General features: G+C 53.7%; 10 protein-coding genes and 1 pseudogene. 8 read left to right on the top strand and 3 right to left on the bottom strand.

Annotation, left to right across the window (positions count from 1 at the left end; translation table 11 throughout):
• The first annotated feature begins 364 nt into the window (after nucleotides 1-364).
• The 3 genes from R6H26_RS19185 to R6H26_RS19195 all read left to right on the top strand — a co-directional run bounded on the left by R6H26_RS19185 (nucleotide 365) and on the right by R6H26_RS19195 (nucleotide 7,763).
• Nucleotides 365-4,171 (top strand): hypothetical protein, encoded by a 3,807-nt coding sequence (locus tag R6H26_RS19185; protein WP_404784694.1) that lies wholly within the window; start codon nucleotides 365-367, stop codon nucleotides 4,169-4,171.
• A 180-nt stretch (nucleotides 4,172-4,351) separates the two neighbouring features.
• Nucleotides 4,352-6,718 (top strand): endonuclease MutS2, encoded by a 2,367-nt coding sequence (locus tag R6H26_RS19190; protein ID WP_404784696.1) that lies wholly within the window; start codon nucleotides 4,352-4,354, stop codon nucleotides 6,716-6,718.
• Nucleotides 6,719-7,004: 286 nt separating this feature from the next.
• Nucleotides 7,005-7,763, top strand: coding sequence for an ABC transporter ATP-binding protein (locus tag R6H26_RS19195; protein ID WP_404784698.1), 759 nt, complete (start codon nucleotides 7,005-7,007; stop codon nucleotides 7,761-7,763).
• Between the two features lie 106 nt (nucleotides 7,764-7,869).
• Here the strand turns inward: R6H26_RS19195 and R6H26_RS19200 are convergent, their stop codons facing one another.
• Entirely contained in the window at nucleotides 7,870-8,334 is a 465-nt protein-coding gene (locus tag R6H26_RS19200; RefSeq protein WP_404784699.1) for a hypothetical protein, read from the bottom strand.
• A gap of 232 nt (nucleotides 8,335-8,566) precedes the next feature.
• Between R6H26_RS19200 and R6H26_RS19205 the strand changes: the two genes are divergently transcribed.
• The 3 genes and pseudogenes from R6H26_RS19205 to R6H26_RS19215 form a co-directional block, all read left to right on the top strand.
• The gene (locus tag R6H26_RS19205) at nucleotides 8,567-9,094 is read left to right on the top strand and encodes a HEAT repeat domain-containing protein (protein ID WP_404784701.1); all 528 of its coding nucleotides are present in this window, start codon (nucleotides 8,567-8,569) and stop codon (nucleotides 9,092-9,094) included.
• A complete protein-coding gene (locus tag R6H26_RS19210) occupies nucleotides 9,081-9,698 on the top strand; it encodes a HEAT repeat domain-containing protein (protein ID WP_404784702.1) in 618 nt (205 codons plus the stop codon). The genes R6H26_RS19205 and R6H26_RS19210 overlap by 14 nt, the downstream gene beginning before the upstream one ends.
• A gap of 92 nt (nucleotides 9,699-9,790) precedes the next feature.
• Nucleotides 9,791-10,300: pseudogene (locus R6H26_RS19215) on the top strand (ABC transporter permease); the annotation flags it as partial.
• A 345-nt stretch (nucleotides 10,301-10,645) separates the two neighbouring features.
• On the opposite strand, the gene R6H26_RS19220 reads toward R6H26_RS19215, so the two are convergent.
• Nucleotides 10,646-11,529, bottom strand: a protein-coding gene (locus R6H26_RS19220) for an IS630 family transposase (RefSeq protein WP_404783577.1) whose coding sequence is annotated in 2 segments (ribosomal slippage) — nucleotides 10,646-11,200 and nucleotides 11,203-11,529 — 882 coding nt in all. Because the reading frame shifts where the segments join, the coding sequence is not laid out codon by codon here.
• A gap of 61 nt (nucleotides 11,530-11,590) precedes the next feature.
• Between R6H26_RS19220 and R6H26_RS19225 the strand changes: the two genes are divergently transcribed.
• Together R6H26_RS19225 and R6H26_RS19230 are read left to right on the top strand one after the other, a co-directional pair.
• A complete protein-coding gene (locus tag R6H26_RS19225; protein ID WP_404791377.1) occupies nucleotides 11,591-13,105 on the top strand; it encodes an ABC transporter permease in 1,515 nt (504 codons plus the stop codon).
• A 3-nt stretch (nucleotides 13,106-13,108) separates the two neighbouring features.
• The gene (locus tag R6H26_RS19230) at nucleotides 13,109-14,533 is read left to right on the top strand and encodes an efflux RND transporter periplasmic adaptor subunit (RefSeq protein ID WP_404784704.1); all 1,425 of its coding nucleotides are present in this window, start codon (nucleotides 13,109-13,111) and stop codon (nucleotides 14,531-14,533) included.
• Nucleotides 14,534-15,156: 623 nt separating this feature from the next.
• Here R6H26_RS19230 and R6H26_RS19235 read toward each other — a convergent pair.
• Nucleotides 15,157-16,287 (bottom strand): ABC transporter permease, encoded by a 1,131-nt coding sequence (locus R6H26_RS19235; protein ID WP_404784706.1) that lies wholly within the window; start codon nucleotides 16,285-16,287, stop codon nucleotides 15,157-15,159.
• Between the last annotated feature and the right edge of the window lie 111 nt (nucleotides 16,288-16,398).

Consider the following 16,398-nt stretch of genomic DNA (forward strand, 5'->3'; position numbering starts at 1 on the left):
GCTTAACGCATTTATCCTACCGTCCTAAATTGGGTTAAATGCAATCTTAATCTCAGCAAATAAACGATAACGAGCAAATTTTATAAGAACCTCGAAAGAAGTTCCTCAAAATCATAGCGGATGGGGAGAAGTAGCACTGTTTGCTATAAGACCTAATTTACAGAGATTAACGGTACTTATCTGAGGTTCATCTGGAGGAAAGAGTCGCGATCGCGCGTCCGAACCCAAGCAGAAGACCCATTATGTCTGCATTGCTAGCGTATTCTCTCGTTCCTAACGCTTTAAAAATTGGCATATCAGCCGCCAACCCAACCGCGACCGCACAGTAGTCTAAAGGATAATTCTGCTTTGAGGTCGGTGTTGCATGACCTATCCCGAACCCGAACGCTATATCCCGGTCCAGCTGCGGTTGCTGGCGAGCCATCCCGCCCTCTTGGAGGGGTTAGACAACTGGCTCAATTTGGGGCTGATCTCGGATCGAGAAGTGCAGGTTCTTTGCCAACGCTATCTCACTTGCGTCCTCTCAGAACGGAAAACTGCCCCATCCACCCCCGCCAGTCGGCCCGCGATCGCCGATGCAGCGACAACCCCAGCGGCGATCGCCGAGCGGCAAGTGGCGATCGCCGCCCCTCAAGCCTCCGCCCCTCCTCCAATCCCCAAATCTCAAGGCTGGGTCAGCCAATTTTTGCAGAGCCTCATCAACGAAGTCAGCGTTATTTGGCTGCTGTGCTTAGGCGTATTTCTGGTCGTGGCATCCTCAGCAGTCCTGGCAGCAAACCAGTGGAACAACCTCTCGCCAGCAGGACAGTACGGAATTCTCTTGACCTACACCTTGGCGTTTGCCGGATCCAGCGTGTGGACTGCGACAAAACCCCAGCTTCAAATCACGGCCCGAATGCTGCAAGTCGCGAGCTTACTCCTCATTCCGGTCAATTTCTGGATGATGGACGGGTTTCGATTGCTGCACGATCCTGGAGGAATCGCAGTCGCGGCGATCGCCGCTGTGGTGCTATCCGCAGCAGTCCTGCTTCTCATGCCGCGACGCCTCCATCCACGTTGGATTGCCGCTAACGTCCTCGGATTGAGCTGGCTGCATTGGGGCTGGGGTTGGGAGGCCGTTCCGGTCGTTGCAACCTATATCGGCTGCGTGGGGACGGCAGCGGTGCTCTTGGGACAGCAGCGGGCAGAGCCGACCGAAGATTCGCAAACGGCTGGGTGGAGCAGAATTTCTGCCGCCAATATCGCGTTGCCCTTTGCCGTATTGCTGCTGCTGTTTCGAGCTTTCGCGATCGCGAAGGTCCCGCTCGCACAATTGGGGTTGGCCTTTGGCCTCTGCGGTTGGCTGCTGTGCCGACAGACCCGATTCCAGCCATCTCAACGGATTTGGGCCTCGATCGGACTGGGGTTACTGGCGATTGGATGGCTGGTCTGCGTTGGGGCGGCGGTGCCTTGGCAGGCGCTGCTGGTCTGCGGGTTGGGGCTGTGGCTGCTGGGCGATCGCCTCCTGCTCCATCGCAACCCTGGGGATCTGATCGGCATTTTTGTCGTAGGGTTGTTGGGCCTGCACAGCCTGGTGGGGCTGAATCCTCTCGTGCTGCGGGAGGCGTTTGTGGCAGTCTGTACGAAATGGGTCGGACCTCAGGGGCTTCCGGCAGCGCTTTGGGGCGTGGGTCTGTTTCCCTATCTCTGGGGATTTTTGAGGCTCGCTGCTGCTCTGCGCCGCGCTCGACAGCCGCACCTCGTGCGGGTAGCTTACGGGCTGAGTTGGGTGCTGGGCGTTTGCCTGGTCGGATTGAGTGCCTTGAATCCCACCTTGCGATCGCTCTCCCTCTGGCTGGCGCTGTTGACCTTGGGCGCGACGGTACGCCGACAGCCCGTTCGCGAGGTTTTGGTCTACGTCAACCATTTGTTAGGGGTTGCAGCCGTTTTCTCGACGCTCGATAATATCGCGCCCCAGCTCGCGATGTACCAGTGGGGCACAGCCGCAGTGGCGGGGGCGATCTTGGAATGGATCGCACTGCTGGCCCTCGCCCGACAGCCGCTTTGGCAGCGGAGTGCCTGGTTTGTCGGACTCGGTTTGGCTGGGTTGGGTTACGTGCTGGCGATCGTATCCGTCGAGCCAGCACCTGGCCTGTGGGGCAGCGCAGCATTGGCGATTCCCACTGCTTTGACCGCGCTGACCTTTTTTCCTCAGTTCGGGTGGCCCCGTCAAGCCATCGGCCTCGGCGCTATCAGCACGATCGCCGTTCAACTTCTGACCTTTGAGACGCTCGTACCGCGCTTGGTCGGACTAGCTTTGGGGATTGTCCTTACAGCCATTCATACGGCCCGCATGCCCAATCCTTTATTCGCGGCGCTGAGCGTGGGCTTTGGTCTGACGTTCGGCTACGCGGTGGGCTGGGAAGTATTGCCCCATACGTTCCAAAACTGGATGTTGCTCTCGGTGGGGTTGTTGTGGAGCGCGATCGCCCTCCGTCACGGGCTATCCTACGGACGCTGGAGTTTCAGCCTGCCGTTTCAACTGGCGCTGGACGGTTGGGCGATCGCCCTCACCGTCTGGATTAGCTTTCCTCTCGCGGCCCTCAGTCTTTGGGTGACGCCAGGTTCGAGCCTGTGGATTGCACCTCAACTCTGGGCCTATCCGCTCTCGGGCGGGCTGATGACAGCCGCTTCCATTTATCGCTACGCGCAGGCACCCGCTCAGGGTTGGTGGGTGGGGATTGCCTGGACGGCGGAAGTGCTTTTACTCAGCGTTCTGAAATATTACTTGCAGTTGCCGTTCTACAGCGTGGCGATCGCCACGCTGGCCTTGGGTTTGCTGAGCGTATTGCTCGGAGAGTTCTGGGTCCGGCGCGCGGGGCAATCTTACCGTTGGAGTTGGAATTTAATTCCCTTGGGTTACGGCGTTGTGGGATGGCTTTTGGGCCATACCGCTTGGACGGCGGAGACAGGTTTTTACACCCTGGCGCTGGCAGCGATCGGGCTGGGCGTGGGTCGCCGACAGCCACCGCTGCTGCCCGTTACGATTTTGGGCGTGTTGGGCGTTTCGCTGGGCGCCTTCGAACTCGTCTTATATCCGCTCCTCCAGGCTCGGGGAGGACAGCCTGGAGATGGCTTGGTCGTTTTGAGCGCTGTGGCGCTGGGACTCGCTTTGGTTTACCGCGTCAGCCATCGATGGGGGGAGCGGTTGCTCAACCTGCCGCCCGGCGGACTCGCAATTTTGGCCCACGTTCATTGGGGTGTGGGGACTTTCCTGGCCACCATCGCCCTGCCGGAGTTGAGCGGGATGGGGGAACGGCTTTGGGGGGCAGAGTTGCTGCTCTTGGGCGGATACGCGCTTTGGCAGGGGAGGCAGCAACCCATCTGGATTTATGCAGGTCTCGTTCAGGTGCTGATGGCTCTGGGTCAGACGCTCTACGATTGTTTGCCATCGGCGCAAGTGCTGCCGTGGGCGGGGGCGATCGCCAGTGCGGTCGCGCTCGGCATCTACAGTTTGCCGTGGCAGCGCTGGGGCTGGGCGCAACCGCCATTTACTCGCGTGGCGATCGCCCTTCCTGCCGCAGTCGCCCTGACGAGCGCGTTCCAAATTAATACCAGCAGCCTGCTCTCGATCGGCGGCTTTTACGGTTGGATTGCATTCGCCACCCAGATCGCGCGACTCAGCTATCTCGGTCTACCAGCCGCCAACTGGGCTGCACTTAAATTGTTGGGAGAACTTCACTTAACGTCCCCGGTCTGGACGGTGGGCTTAGTGGGCCTATCGCTGTTGTTTGTTGCCCAAATCGACCCTGCCTTTCAGGCAACAAGCCGACGAGACGTTCGACATCTTTTGCGCTGCTTTGCCGTCGGATTGGTCAGCGTGACGGCGTTGTACGAGTCGGATGTTTATTTCTGGTCTGGGGTTCTGACGATTGGCTTTAGCTTGGGGCTGGTGCTATTGGGGTTAGTCCTGCGGGTGCGTGCTTTTCTCTACGTGGGCACGCTGACGTTTGTCTTCAAGGTGTTGCGGCTGATCTGGTTGTTTGTGGCTCGCGAATCCCAAACGCTCTGGATTCTGGCTTTTATTCCAGGGCTTCTGATTATTTGGATTGCGATGACGTTTGAGGCGCGGCGATCGCAGGTAACGGCCCTGCTGCAATATTGGGTAACGGCGCTGGAAGAGTGGCAATAATTGTTTTGAGGTTTGCAGTCAATTACGATGGGAGAAGCCCGATTAGTCAAGAAATTTCGTCAATGGGTCAAAGAGCGTGCGACTCCGTAACCCATTTGCAGAAGGGCGGTCAGGAGTCTCAGAGATTGTTAGGATTTGAGGAGAACTGTTTGTGCCTTCAAGCCCTGAGACGCTGTTGTAATGCCCGCAAAAACCCTTGAGCTACTAGAATGGTCTCGACTGACGTATCACGTATCTACCTTTGCGGCCACTAAGCTGGGAAGTTTGGTCGTCCAGCAGCTAGCACCGCCGCTGGAAATGGCAGACAGCCAACGCCTCCTCCAACAAACCCAAGAAATGGTGGAGCTAGAGTCTCGCACGGGGAGCTTGAGTTTCGATGGCGTTCGGGATATTAGCGCGTCCTTGGAACGAGCGGGACGGCACGGCATCTTAAGCGGCATGGAACTGCTCGATATTGCCACTACCCTCGCGGCAGCCCGTCAGCTTCGACGGGTCGTAGACCGCTTTCCTGACTTAGAGACCATTAACGCCCTCGTGTCTGAGCTGCGAACCTTTCCCGAGCTAGAGCAAGAAATTCATCGCTGCATTGACGACCAAGGCGACGTAGAAGACCGCGCTAGCGAAAAGATTGCCGAAATCCGCGATCGCCTGCGGAAGAGCCGCCAGCAGGTGCAACAAATCCTCCAAAGCATTTTGCAGCGCAAGGCAGGCGCCCTTCAGGAACTCTTGATTACCCAGCGCTCCGATCGTTTTGTACTGCCCGTTAAGGCGGCGCAGAAAGATGCTATCCCTGGAATCGTCCACGATTCTTCTGCCAGCGGCGTGACTTTGTACGTCGAACCGCAGTCCACAGTCAATCTCAATAACCAACTGCGTCAGCTCGCCCGTCAAGAACAAGTCGAGTCGGAACGCATCCGACAGGCACTGACGGAGAAGGTGGCAGCAGTTTTGCCAGAGTTAGAGTTGTTGCTGGACATCGTGACTCAGCTCGACTTAGCCGTCGCCCGCGCCCGCTATAGCCTTTGGATTAACGGCAACCCGCCAATCTTCGTCGATCGCACGCGTCAAGCCATCCATCTCCGACAGCTGTACCACCCGCTGCTGCTGTGGCAGCAAAAGCACGAGCAGGGTGCGGAGGTGGTGCCCATTGACGTGACGATTCGGCCCGAAACGACTGTCGTTGCCATTACAGGTCCCAATACTGGCGGAAAAACAGTCACGCTCAAAAATCTGGGTTTGGCGATCCTGATGGCTAAGGCAGGACTGTTCGTCCCTGCCAAAGAACCCGTCGAACTTCCCTGGTTCGATCGAGTATTGGCCGATATCGGAGACGAACAGTCCCTCCAACAAAACCTGTCTACCTTTTCGGGCCATATCCGCCGCATTCAAGCAATGGTGGAAACTCTCACGCCCAGTTCCCTCGTGCTGTTGGATGAAGTGGGCGCCGGAACCGACCCCTCCGAAGGCACTGCCTTGGCGATCGCCCTCCTTCGCTACTTAGCGGACCGCGCCCAACTCACCATTGCCACTACCCACTTCGGCGAACTCAAAACCCTCAAGTACCAAGACCCCCGTTTTGAAAATGCTTCCGTGGAGTTTAACGACGAGACGCTAGCACCCACCTATCGGCTGCTGTGGGGCATACCGGGACGCTCCAATGCCTTGGCGATCGCCCAGCGGTTGGGGTTGCGGGCTGAGATCGTGGAACAGGCCCGAGCTTCGATTCACCATGACAACAGCGATCTCAACGAGGTTATTGCAGACTTAGAACAACAGCGCCGCACTCAGGAAGATAAAAACAAGGCTGCCGGTCATTTACTCAAGCATGCGGAGTCGCTGCATCGAGAACTGGAGCGCAAAACCGCAGAGTTAAAGGCCCGCGAGCGCGATCTCAAGCAGCAGCAGGAACGAGAAGTTCAGGCCGCAATCCAGTCTGCCAAGGCAGAAATCGCCCAGGTGATTCGCACCCTTCAGCGCGGCCCGCAGACGGCTCAGGCTGCGCAGCAAAGTACGCAAAGTTTGGAAGGAATTGCGCAACAGGCGCTACCAAGCGCGGCCAAAAAGGCAGTTGACCCCAAAGGGTATATGCCGAAGGTGGGCGATCGCCTGCGGATTCCCAAGCTAGGCAGTACGGCGGAAGCAATTAGCCCTGTGACGGAAGAGGGGGAACTGACGGTGCGCATGGGCCTGATGAAACTGACGGTGCAGTTGGCGGAAGTAGAGTCTCTATCGGGCGAGAAGGCGGAGCCGATTGCCAAGGTCAAGCCCGCGCCGCCGCCTGCGCCAGAGCCGCCCCCCGTGCAGATCCGCACGTCGCAAAATACCGTGGATATTCGCGGACAGCGGGTGGCAGATGCAGAAGGGATTTTGGAAAATGCGATCGCCAGTACTCAAGGCCCGCTCTGGATTATTCACGGACATGGGACGGGCAAGTTACGGCAGGGGGTGCAGGCGTTTCTGACGAGCCATCCCAGAGTGGAGCGGTTTGAATTTGCGGAGCAGAGCGATGGTGGAACTGGGGTAACGATTGCTTATTGTCGGAGTTAATTTAGCGAGAGGGCGGAAATGGGAGTTATGGGACGATTCGGCGGTTGCCGAAGTAGTTCGCATGTTTTGCAAAGATCACTGTTGATGATGCTTCCTCACAGGTTCCTCAGAGTTAGGCTGTAGCTTAAAGCCAGAGCATTTAGGAACTTATTGTGCCATAAATGTACCAAACAGTTCGTGGAGGAACCTGTGGAACAATTTCCAGGCAAGGTTGTTCCATTTCGCTGAATCGAAAATGAAGACGCAAAAGTGCATGGAGTCTTCGGCATAATAGCAAAAGAGTCCTATGGATAGGGTCAGTTCGTCGACGGCACAACCATTTTTAACACCAGAAACACCGCCTGGAACGGTCTTTTGCGTCCGCAATGTTTCTAAGGTTTATCGGATGGGCGAAGTAGAGGTTCGCGCGCTCAGTTCTGTGGATTTAGAACTGTATGAAAAGGAATTGGTGGTGTTGCTGGGGCCTTCCGGCAGCGGAAAATCGACCCTGCTGAATATTTTAGGTGGATTGGATATTCCTTCGGCTGGACAGGTGTTCTTTCGGGGTCGCGAACTGACGTTTGCAGGGGATGCGGAGTTAACCCGTTTTCGGCGAGATCGTATAGGATTTATCTTTCAGTTTTACAATTTGATCCCAAGCCTGACGGCAAAAGAAAATGTGGCGTTGGTGACGGAGATCGTGCGCCGCCCGATACGTCCTGAAGCCGCTCTAGAACTCGTTGGACTGGGCGATCGCCTCGACCATTTCCCGTCCCAACTTTCCGGCGGCGAACAGCAACGGGTGGCGATCGCGCGTGCCATTGCGAAGCGTCCAGAAGTATTGCTCTGCGATGAACCAACGGGCGCTTTGGACTACTCGACCGGGAAACTGGTATTAGAAGCTCTCGCACAGGTCAATCGGGAGTTGGGAACCATGACGGCAGTGATCACCCATAATGCTGCGATCGCGGGGATGGCGGATCGGGTGGTGACGATGCGCAGCGGCGAAATTGTGCGGGTGGAGCAAAATCGTCGCAAATTGACTCCGGCGGAATTGGAGTGGTGAATGGTCGATGGGTCTGCTGATGAGTTTTGGAGGGGCGATCGCCTATCGTAGACGAAGAATCATTGAGCTTAGTAAGGTATAGATACTGAAATCGATAGTATTCAGACTATTCAGATTGTTTATGCTCAATAATTTTTTGATTCTCAACATTTGCCGCAACGCCAGAGACAGGGGCATTGAAGGTCATTTCAGTTCTAACCTGTGCAGTATTTAATCGTTCAAAAAGTGGCTCATCATCAATCATCCAAATACCTTTGCTGCGAATTGTTACATAGCGAAAGTGAATATCTTGAGCATAGCGCTTGGTTGTAACTTCTCCTTCTTCTTCCATAGGAGCTACAACTCGGACAACATCTGGAATGGAAATTCCTAAGCACTCACCAATAAATTTAGGGGTTACATCAAAGCAGTTGAATCGTTCAGGATGGCGAGCATGATATTGATACAGAATTGCCAGCACTGCTTGTCTTAAAGCGCGATCTGTTGCAGATTTGGCATCAAAGCCATCTATCGAAATGTACTCTTCTTTAGAAATATCCTTGTGAATTGGTCTAAACGATTGATCAATCAACCTTCTGCTGTCAAGCTCAAAAGCCCTAATGCCAGTATTCTAATCGATAAAAATTGGCGATCACTCCCCTAATCTGTTGAAAACTCCAGCAACGTCAAATAACTCAGCCTCAACCCCAGCATCATATTGACCTGAAAATGTCACAATGATATTCGACGGCCCAGTTTACAGAGCAGCCGAAACCAGCCAAGGAGACCAAACTATCCAACCCACCAAATCAGGAATAAACCCAATGACCACCTTAATCACCCTCGAACTATCAGACGATGTCGTCCAGCAGCTTCAAGCCGAAGCGCAGAAACAAAACACAACCCTAGAAAAACTTGCCATTCAGCGCCTCGTCCAACCCCACAACACCCATCCGCAAACCCAAAACTCACCAACCCCCACAGAAGGACATTTGGACCAAGATATCCCCCTCGCCCAGATGTGCAACCGAATTTACGAAGCCAATCAAACCGGACTAGATCGAATCCAAGCAACAGCAACCCCATTAACCCGTCAAATAGCGGACTCACTACTGCGCCAGAAAATCATCGATCGGATTGAGATTGATGAAATCCAAACCGATGTCATGACCTTATATCTGCCAGAGAAACCTTTGCCCACCCCGCAATTTGGCATCAAAAACTATCTCCAGGATTTCCCAACTGACGATCCAGAATTAATCCCCATTCTGCAAAAACTTCAAGACCCCGACCCCAACATTCGCATCCAAGCGATTAACGCATTGGGAGAGCGTTGCCGTGAACTTGCGTGAGAAAAACATTGCACTCTTTGAAAGCATTCTCCGCACCGATCCCGAACCGACAGTCCGAATAACTGCGATTCAAAGTCTCGTTATCCTGTGTTGCTACTATTCTTACAACCCTGAATCTCTCGCAAAAGCCGCCACTACAGACCCAGATCCTCGTGTCCGTAGTGCAGCAATCGAAGCCATTACATCCCTCTGTGTCCCCTCAAGCTCTATATCAGAGAAACCTTTAGCCCAGCCTACAGTTCAAATGACCTTCAACGCCCCAGTCTACGGTGCAGCAGGCAACATCGAAGGCAACCAAATCATCAACGTCTCAGATCAAAACTTTGACGCTCTCCTAAACGACTACAAGCAATTCTTCAACGACCTCCAGCAAAAATATCCTGCCCAAACTCCCGAAGCAGCCCTTCAACCCATTATCGACGCCGAATTCCTAGAAATTAAAAAAACTCACCCCCAACGTTGGAAAAACTTTCTAAACCTCAAACGCCTCTGGAACGGCGGTAAAAAAGCAACTTTCAAAATGGGCGAACACTTTACCGAAGAGAATCTGTGGGGCAAAATGGCGATCGCATTCCTAGAAAGCATCACAGAAGATTCGGAATAACGTCCCTAAACCTCACAGCTTCCTCAAAGTCGCTGTCTACGATCGATTGAGATAGAAACAGCTTCGGCTCCATCCCAATTCGACCTGTAGCCATGCGATCGCTCGACAAAAAACTATGGCGAGACCTCCTGCGACTGTGGGGACAGATTCTGGCGATCGCCCTCATCGTAGCCTGCGGGATTGCCATGTTTGTGGCGATGCAGAGCAATTATGAATCTCTGAAACTCTCCCAGGCCAATTATTACAACCAATATCGGTTTGCCCAAGTCTTTGCCTCCCTTAAACGCGCACCTGAAACGATCGCCGAACAGATTCAAGCGATTCCCGGCGTAGCGCAGGCTCAAACTCGGGTGCAGATGGACGTGACCCTGGATGTGCAGGGGCGATCGGAGCCTGCGATCGGGCGGCTGATTTCGATTCCAGAACAGCAAGCCCCGATGCTGAATGACCTCTATATTCGGCAGGGACGCTACATCGAGGCGAATCGGCGCGATGAAGTTTTAGTCAGCGAAGCCTTTGCCCAAGCCAATCGCCTGCGGTTGGAAGATACCGTGGGCGCGGTAATCAACGGACGCTGGCAGCGGTTGCGGATTGTCGGATTTGCCCTCTCGCCGGAGTATGTTTACGAAATCCGAGGCGGGGATGTTTTCCCGGACAATCAACGGTTCGGGGTGTTCTGGATGGGCAGAGAAGCCCTGGGCAATGCGTTAAATATGGACGGAGCATTTAACGATGTCTCTCTGACCCTACTACCTAAAACTAACCCCGCAGAAGTGATTTTCCGGCTCGATCGATTGCTGAAGCCTTACGGCGGGGTTGGCGCGATCGCACGGGAGGATCAGATTTCCAACCGTTTTCTCTCCGATGAAATTGTCCAGCTCCAAGGTCATGCTAAGATTATCCCCGCCATTTTCCTAGGAATTGGGGCTTTTTTGCTGCATATAGCCCTACGCAAATACGTTAGGACAGTTCTTAAAAGCGGCATCGACACAATCGCGAAAGCAGTCAAATTCATCCCATCGTTGCTTCATCCAGTTTTTGAGTACAAACCACCAATTCTCAATCTTGTTCAAGTCTGGGGAATAGGCAGGTAGATACCAGATCTCGCATCCTGCGGCTGCCACCATATCATCAATCGCTTGAGAGGAATGGAAGCTTGCATTATCAATGATGATGATATCCCCTTGGTTCAATTGTGGGAGCAAACAATCCTCTAGCCACATCTCAAATAAGTCTCGATTGCAGGTTCCATCAAAAGTCATTGGTGCAAAGATATCTTTTTGTCGCAGTGCAGCAATCCAACTGACGCGTTCGGTGCGCTTGCCTGATTTAAGTGCATGGAAACGTGCTCCTACCTCACAATACCCATAAGCGTAGTCTTCTCGATTATCTGTTCCTGCTTCATCGACATAGACGAGCTGTTGAGGCAGTGTGGTCTTTAATCGCTCCTTAAAGGCGTCTCGCTGAAGTTCATCGCGTTCTCGGTACCCGTAAGTCTTTTTTTTCGACTCAATCCAATCTTTCGAAGGGCATCACTGATGTTTTGCTGACTCACGTTGTCTCCCCAGAGCTTTGCCATTTGCGCTTGGGTCTTCTCTCCATGCTGTTTTGCAAATTCACGAAACCGTTCCCAGTCTGTGATTTTATGGCAGCAGCCTTGTTGATAATGGGTAATGGCGTGACAGTGACCCACTTCTTGTTTTCGTTTAAGCCATTGGTCCAGGGTATTTCGACTGATGTTCATCATCCGAGCGACTTTTGTTTTCCCTTCTCCTCGCTCCACCGCAGCGATCACTTTTTGACGAAAATCTTCACTGTAAGGGGATGGCATTAGTGCTCCTGGCTTTGCATTTTCTCCTAAGATACGTCCTTAGACGACCTCGTAGGGCTATATTGTCCTTACCCGCCTGATTAGTACCCAGCGGGATCAGATTGCTGTCCTGAAAGCCTTTGGCTATAGCAACTGGGCGATCGGTCGGCATTTTCTGAAGTTTGTTTTGGCGATTGTCTTGCTAGGGGCAGCGATCGGGACGGGGTTCGGATTGTGGTTGGGAAACTCCCTCACCCAGCTCTACGGTCAGTTCTACCACTTCCCCATCCTGCGCTATCAAGTTGGTTCCGCTACCATTGTGGGGGCGATTGCTATTAGTCTGAGCGCAGCCTTACTGGGAGCCTTCGGAGCCGTCCGACGGGCTGTGACCATGCCCCCCGCCGAAGCCATGCGTCCAGAACCGCCGACTCAGTTTCGCAGAACCTTGATGGAACGCCTGGGATTACAAGTGTTTTTATCCCCCGTAGGGCGGATTATTCTGCGCAATCTGGAGCGCAAACCCCTGCAATCTATTTTCTCGATTATTGGGATTGCCCTGGCGGTAGCGTTGCTGGTCTCAGGACGCTACTCCCAGGATGTGACGCAATATCTGATTGACGTGCAGTTTAACACCATCCAACGGGACGATGCCATGGTGACGTTTATCGAACCGCGTCCCGCCCGCACCCGCTACGAAGTTGCCCAACTTCCCGGCGTATTGTACGCCGAACCCTTTCGGGCAGTTGCGGCCCAATTGCGATTCGGTCATCGCAGCCATAAAGTCGGCATCCTCGGATTGAATCCCGGTGGGGAATTGCGTCATCTGGTCGATCGCCAGTTACAGCCCGTAGATCTCCCGTTGGATGGGATCTTGCTCTCGACCAAACTAGCGGAAATCTTGAAGATTCAGCCTGAACAAACCCTGACCGTTGACGTCTTGGAAGGTAAAAGGCCGTTATTGAAAATTCCAGTTGCCGGATTGGTGGATGAGTTAGTCGGACTCTCAGCCTACATGGATATTCAAGCCCTCAATCGTTTAATGCAGGAAGGCGAAACCATCTCAGGCGCATTTTTGGCGGTCGATGAGTTACAGCTCGATCCGCTGTACAAACAACTCAAACAAACTCCAGCAGTGGCAAGTGTCGCCTTGCGAAAAGCAGCGATCGCCCAGTTCCAGAAGACCATTGCCGAAAGTCAGGGCGTGGTTACGAGCATCCAGGTCATCTTTGCCTGCATTATTGCCTTTGGCGTGGTTTACAACTCTGCCCGGATTTCCCTGTCGGAACGCAGTCGAGAGCTGGCCACCCTGCGCATTATCGGCTTTTCTCGGCCCCAAATTGCGATGATTTTATTAGGAGAACAGGCAGCGCTGACCCTAGCGGCAATCCCCGTGGGCTGCGCCATGGGGTACGGAATTGCGGCCTTACTCTCCAAACTGCTGGATACCGAACTCTACCGATTGCCCTTGGTCGTCAGGAGTGCCAGTTATGGCTTTGCCGTCGTTGTAGTGCTCCTCGCCGCAATGATTTCAGGTGCGATGATTCGGCGAAACCTAAATCGACTTGACTTGGTTGCTGTCTTGAAAACAAGAGAGTAAGTCATGGTTAAACTGCTTCCCCATCTCTCCCATCTCCTCCCTAAACCCTCTCGCGACGGTCAACCCTCTCCGCCACCGGAAGCGCCGGAGCCCCGTCCGCCTCGAAAATTCCCCTGGAAGCCCGTTTTCTATACCCTACTGGGAGCAAGTATCTGCGCTGGATTAATCTGGGTATTTCGTCCGATTCCGATTCCAGTAGACACAGCAACCGTCGAGCAAGGAGAACTTCAGGTGACGGTGAATGCGGAGGGCAAAACCCGCATCCGCGATCGCTTCACCATTGCCGCTCCCATCAATGGCTACCTCGATCGCCTGCGGTGGGATGAAGGAGATTGGGTTCAAGCGGGGACAGTGGTCGCTCGGATTGACCCCATCGCCATGAGTAGTGCGGTCAACGAAGCGTTAAGTCAAATGGCCGAATGGCGCGCGCAACGGGCAGGGGTCGCCACACAGCGCCCTAAGGCCGCTAGCCTAGAACAAGCGCAACTGCGAATCCAGGCAGCCCAAGAAAGTCAACGACAGGCCATAGCCAGAGTCGCCCAAGCCCAAGCCATGCTGGCACAGGCTAAACGAGATCGCCAACGCGCCCAGGAACTCGCGCAAGCCGGAGCCATCCCCCGCCAAAACCGCGAAACGGCTGAATTGACCGAAACTACCCGTGCCAAGGAATTAGAAACCGCCATCCTAGCCGAAAAAACCGCCGCCGCCGAGGTAGACGTTGCGCGGGCCGCCCTGAACATCTTGCAGCAAGAAAGAACGGATCCGGACTACTTGCTTAAGGTCTACGATGCCCGGATTGCAAGTGTAGAAGCCTCCCTCCAAAAACTCAGAGATGAAGCAGGTCGCACCGACATTCGATCGCCTGCCAGCGGTCGGATCTTACGCATTCATCAAAAAAGTTCGCAATTTACGACGGCGGGGACGCCCCTCCTGGAATTGGGCAATCCCAAACAGTTGGAACTGATTATCGATGTGCTGTCTACCGATGCCGAACGGATTCGTCCCGGCGATCGCATCTTCGTCGATCGAGGCATAGAAAACAAACCCCTCCAAGCCAAAGTCAAACGCATCGAACCCTCGGCCTTCACAAAAATTTCTGCCCTTGGGGTGGAAGAGCAGCGCGTTAACGTGATTGGCGAATTCATCGATCCACCTGCATTCTTAGGTGATGCCTACCGGGTCGAAACGCGCACGGTGGTCTGGCAAACCGATCGCGCTTTGAAAATCCCTTTAAGCGCCTTATTCCGGTGCGAGCAACAATGGTGCGTGTTTGGCGTGAGAGCAGGAAAAGCGGTGCAGCACAGGGTGGAGATTGGACAACGGAGCGATCGCGCGGCTCAAATTAAGCAGGGATTAACCAAAGGAGAACAGGTGATTCTGCACCCGACGGAACAAATTACAGAAGGGATAGGAGTCAACCCTCGCTAGGGCCAGAAAACTAGAAATTCAGCACTACCTCAACTGACCGGATCGGAAAATTCTCAGCTCATGCTCTAGATCTGTTGGATTAGAATTAAATCTCACAACCAAACTCAAAGCGATTAATGAATAATCCAATCACAACATCATGCATTACAACTGATTTGGAAATGGCAAGTTGGACAGAGCACAGGTTCTACCACCCTTGGGATTGATGACCTCAGAGGCAGTTTGAAAAGTTTCTTAGACATTACACTCGCCCCCCTAACCCCCCAATGCTGGGGGGAAATAAACCTAGTTGTCGGAAATGACCCTAGTTTTCTGCGTTCTCCCCCCAGCATTGGGGGGCGGGGGGGGCTAATGCAGGGACGAACGAAGCTTTTAAAACAACCTCTCAGATTTTCTGACTATTATCTTCCAATTCCACAGATTTAGAACATGACTAGGTTTCATGAATTGAATGTGGTGATTCTCATGAAACCCTTTCCTGGTATCCTTTTGCAACCTTTTGTCCTGTACTAAGAACTATTGCATGCAAACGGCAATTGTTGAAACCCAACACCGAGCAGCCTGAAGGCTCGACGATCGCGTCTGACGCAGAATTCGACTGCATCCCATTTTCGGCAGTGATATTAGCGCCGCACGCTCCGAGGATCTAGGGCATCTCTGAGGGCATCGCCCAATAGGTTAAAGGACAGCACCGTCAGCACGATTAAAATAGCAGGCGGCCACAGCAGCCAGGGTTGAAATACCAAAATCGAAGCATTGGTGGCCAGAGAGAGCAAATTCCCCCAGGACGGATCGGGTTGCTGAATGCCCAATCCAATCAAACTGAGCACTGACTCCGCCCCAATAAAGCTTGGAATGGAAAGCGTGGCTGAAATAATGACAAAAGTCGCGGTCTGGGGCAAAATGTGGCGCGCGATGATATACAGCGGCTGCCCTCCCACGGCTCTAGCAGCCTGAACGAATTCCCGCTGCTTTAGAGACAGAACTTCGCCTCGGATGACGCGGGCTAGGCTCGTCCAGCTCACCAAGGAAGTAATGAGGACGATCAAGATAAAGCGATCGCTGCTGCTGAGCGTTTCGGGCAACACCTTCGCTAGGGCCACAATTAAGTAAATAGAGGGGATGGTCATCAAGACCTCCACCCCGCGCATCAAAACGCTATCGACGACACCGCCGAAATATCCCGAAATGCCGCCTATCAGCATCCCTAAAGGGAAAGAAATGGCGACGCCCAATAACCCGATGCTGAGGCTGACCCGACCGCCGTATAGCAATCGACTGAACTGATCGCGGGCTTGCTCGTCAGTGCCGAGTAAATTGAGTTTGCCGGAACCAAGAGTGCCAAACAGGTGGCGATCGCCCTTAAAACCGGGAAACACCACGACCTGGTCGATTTTGGGGTCCGACAGCGACCATTGGGTTGGAAGCGGGAGCTGAAGCTGCAAAAAATTGTACGCAGTCCCCTTGACAAACAGCCTGACCGGAGAAGGACGCGTTCGATCTTCCGCGATCGAACGCCTGCCCGTATTGACATCCACAGGACCTTGCGTTGTAGGGTAAACATGCGGTCCTAGGCCCCGCTCCGCAGTCCAGTAAATATGAGTGGGCGGCAACAGCGACCCTTCCAGTTGCGAAGCGTAGGGATCGTAAGGTGCAAAAAAGTCAGCCCCAATCACTGCAATGTAAAAAACCAGCAGCGTTAAAATGCCAAAGCGGGCAAGGGGATTCTTTTTAAGTCTTTGCCACCAAGTCATGCGCTTAAATCTAAAGGAACCGCTATGAAACTTTAAATGGAACGGCAATCCCAAGAATCAGGTTCGTACGCTGAGAGTAGAGCTGCTGAGATTCCTTGCAATGGGAAAAGC

The sequence above is a fragment of the Altericista sp. CCNU0014 genome, from assembly GCF_044923475.1.
Taxonomy (GTDB): Bacteria; Cyanobacteriota; Cyanobacteriia; order Thermosynechococcales; family Thermosynechococcaceae; genus JAAURS01.

Bases quoted from the DNA above. Each gene is read 5' to 3' on its own strand.
- R6H26_RS19185 (WP_404784694.1), top strand. From the start codon at position 365: ATGACCTATCCCGAACCCGAACGCTATATCCCGGTCCAGCTGCGGTTG.
- R6H26_RS19190 (WP_404784696.1), top strand. From the start codon at position 4,352: ATGCCCGCAAAAACCCTTGAGCTACTAGAATGGTCTCGACTGACGTAT.
- R6H26_RS19195 (WP_404784698.1), top strand. From the start codon at position 7,005: ATGGATAGGGTCAGTTCGTCGACGGCACAACCATTTTTAACACCAGAA.
- R6H26_RS19205 (WP_404784701.1), top strand. From the start codon at position 8,567: ATGACCACCTTAATCACCCTCGAACTATCAGACGATGTCGTCCAGCAG.
- R6H26_RS19230 (WP_404784704.1), top strand. From the start codon at position 13,109: ATGGTTAAACTGCTTCCCCATCTCTCCCATCTCCTCCCTAAACCCTCT.
- R6H26_RS19235 (WP_404784706.1), bottom strand. From the start codon at position 16,287: ATGACTTGGTGGCAAAGACTTAAAAAGAATCCCCTTGCCCGCTTTGGC.